Here is a 2,827-nt window from a genome sequence, read left to right on the forward strand (position 1 = left end):
CTTCCATATCCAGTCCCTGTCCGCGTCTTGACTTCGACCACATGGACGTGGCCGTTCTTCTCGGCGATGACATCCAGCTCCCCATAAGTGGTACGGAGGTTCCTGGCCACGACATGAAAGCCGTGGTCAGTCAACCATCGAGCCGCCAGTTCCTCACCGGCGTTTCCCAGCGCCTGGTTGTGCTGTCCGCCCAAGTGGCAACTCCTCAGTCTCTACAAGTTGTTTGACGACAAACGTCCGTCGGTGTTCACCAGAGGGTCCCTTCGTCCGAAGGGCCTGGATGTGCTCACGCGTGCCATAGCCGACGTTGCCTTCGAATCCATATCCGTGAACATGTCGAGCCATGACGCGCATGGCAGCATCCCGTGATACCTTGGCAGCGATGCTGGCGCCTGCAACTGATAGCAGGATCGCATCCGCATCGATGATCGCCATGGCAACCAGATGCTCCTCACGTTCGAGGAAATGGGGTAGCAGCGGACCGTCGACGACAACACCGATCCGCGAACCGATGCCCCAGTGCTGTCTTACCGCCGGCAAGAGAAGGATGAGGGCCTTTTCCATGGCCCCGTAGGTCGCCTGAAGTATTCCACCGGAATCGATCTCGGCTGCCGTGCAACTCCCCGTCGCAAATAGCGCGTGCGCTGGCAGGAGCTCAAATGCCTGTTCCCGCTGGCGTTGACTCAGCAGTTTCGAATCGTTGATGAACGCAGTACCCCGCGGATCCGTGATGGCGCAGGCGCCCGCATAAACTGGCCCCGCCAGCGCCCCCCTGCCCGCCTCATCGATCCCGATGATGACATCCAGTTCATACCGGGACTTGATCCCTTGCTCAAAAAGCGCTAGAGCCTCATGTCGCATGTTGTTCTCCCTGTCCGCCGATGGAAAAACCCTCCCCGTCGAAACGAGGAGGGCTGATGATCGCTGCTGCTATTGCACGAGGACTGTCTGGGCTCGAAGCACGACAAAGTGCTGGAGGGGCCAATAGGCAAACATCGCACGCCCGATGATCGAACTGGTCGGAATGGTACCAAAGGAACGCGAGTCAAGACTCACCGCCCGGTTGTCTCCCATCACGAACAGCTGTCCCTGGGGAACTGGAGTTGGCGAGAAATCCGGCATGACGTACCCATGCAAATAGACTTCATCGGCTGCCTTACCATTCACATAGATCTTGCCGCCCTTTGCCTCCACGGTTTCGCCAGGAAGGCCAATGACACGCTTGATATATGGATCACCAGTGGTAACGCCGGGTGGCCAGAAAATGATAACGTCACCTCGCCGTGGCTGGTGAAAATCGTATGAAATCTTATCGACCATAACGAGATCGTTCGGAAAAACGGTCGTCTCCATCGATGACATCTGAATCCGGTACGGCTGCACCACCCAGTGACGCAGTGCATACGACGCGCCGAANNGCTTCTCTCTTCTCCTTGACATTGCGAGCCGTGCCGACTCTGTCTCTGAGATAGTACAGCTTCGCACGACGAACATCGCCATGGCGCACGACCTCAAGTTTGGCAATCATGGGAGAGTAGAGCGGGAATACCTTCTCTACGCCAATACCAGAGGAGATCTTACGAACAGTAAACGTCTCGCGGCTGCTGCCGCCCTTCTTGGCAATAACGAGACCCTCAAATACCTGGATCCTCTTCTTGCCACCTTCCACAATGTTGATGTGAACCTTGACAGTATCACCGACCAGAAGGACGGGCATGTCAGGCTTCACATATCTGCTCTCTACAAGGTCAATAGCATTCATTTCAGAACTCCTTTCACCGGGCTGACATTCACGAACACATAGTCTAGCAGAACGCCCACGTTTATCAAGGCGAGAAGAACCACATAGGTTCAGCACACTTGACGACGTGTCGTCATACGGCACGCTGACAAGGCGACAGAGGCTGCGTGCAAGAAGTCTACACATTTGCCCGACGATCGCAAGCCCGCAAATACGAGGGAACCACAAGGCCGAAAAGTGCTGCAAGCCATCACGAAGGTACCCCGCACTCCCAGATGCTGAAAGAGGCACCGCTCACCGAGCGTTTCGATCCTTCACTGGTCCACACCAATCGGTGGTAGACCGTTCTCCTGACGGCAAGCCTTCTCCGTGCAGTCTGCCACGACCTCACGCGGAATGGAGCGCATCGCAAGCCAGACGAGGCCGCGCACAATCACCAGATCGTCGAGCTGTCCCAGTACCGGTATGAAATCGGGGACAAGGTCCACTGGAGAAACCAGGTAGGCGAGGGCCGCTCCAAGGAGCACCTTCGAGACTCGTGGAGTCCTTGGGTCCTTCAGTACAAGAGACCATACACGGACTTCGCGCCTGACACGTTTGACGGCTGTTCTTACACTCATATCAGGAGCGTCCCAGCAGACGGTCGAGGATGATTGCAGCTGCGCTGCGTACCGACAGATGGTTGAAGTCTGTGGGACCCCATATAGGGTCAAGGACATAATCCATCTGTGCCATGATCTCGTCTGCCAAGCCAAAACCAGTCCCGAACACCAGCAAGTATGGATGATCTCCTGAACGAATCTTCTCCCCCATTGCCACATAGCCGATAGAGTTGGCGAACGTCCGCGCACTCGTCGCTATCAGGACTGGCTTTTCACCCTCCACGTGCTGAATCTCGGCAACAGCTTCTTCGAAATGCGACACGATCCGCAGCAGTGACAACGACTCGGCGCGATTTGGGTTGTACTCATGCCCGAATCCTTCGTTCCAGAAATGAGCGATGCGCAGAGCAATCTGTTGTTCCTGGGGAAGGGGCTCGACCTCGTACATGGCCGTGGCTCCGTATGTCTTGCCGGCTCGCGCGAT

5 protein-coding genes and 1 pseudogene are annotated in these 2,827 nt (G+C 56.4%); all 6 read right to left on the minus strand.

Going from position 1 to position 2,827, the window contains the following annotated elements:
• A partial coding sequence (locus SMC5_RS11570; protein WP_407079756.1) for a YraN family protein occupies positions 1-110 on the minus strand: 110 nt, incomplete at its 3' end.
• Positions 111-153: 43 nt separating this feature from the next.
• Positions 154-861: a ribonuclease HII gene (locus SMC5_RS01995; protein WP_119119380.1), complete on the minus strand. Its 708-nt coding sequence runs from the start codon at positions 859-861 to the stop codon at positions 154-156.
• A 69-nt stretch (positions 862-930) separates the two neighbouring features.
• On the minus strand, positions 931-1,500 hold the full coding sequence (lepB, locus tag SMC5_RS02000; protein WP_119119381.1) for a signal peptidase I: 570 nt from the start codon (positions 1,498-1,500) through the stop codon (positions 931-933).
• Positions 1,424-1,762 (minus strand): annotated as a pseudogene (rplS, locus tag SMC5_RS02005) (50S ribosomal protein L19); the annotation flags it as partial. The pseudogene rplS and the gene lepB, both read right to left, overlap by 77 nt.
• Positions 1,763-2,055: 293 nt before the next feature.
• Positions 2,056-2,361: a YkvA family protein gene (locus tag SMC5_RS02010; RefSeq protein ID WP_119119383.1), complete on the minus strand. Its 306-nt coding sequence runs from the start codon at positions 2,359-2,361 to the stop codon at positions 2,056-2,058.
• Between the two features lies 1 nt (position 2,362).
• Positions 2,363-2,827 (minus strand): RNA methyltransferase (locus tag SMC5_RS02015; RefSeq protein ID WP_119119384.1); only part of this gene is annotated, 465 nt, incomplete at its 5' end.

Source organism: Candidatus Cryosericum odellii, from assembly GCF_003570935.1.
Classification (GTDB): domain Bacteria; phylum Caldisericota; class Caldisericia; order Cryosericales; family Cryosericaceae; genus Cryosericum; species Cryosericum odellii.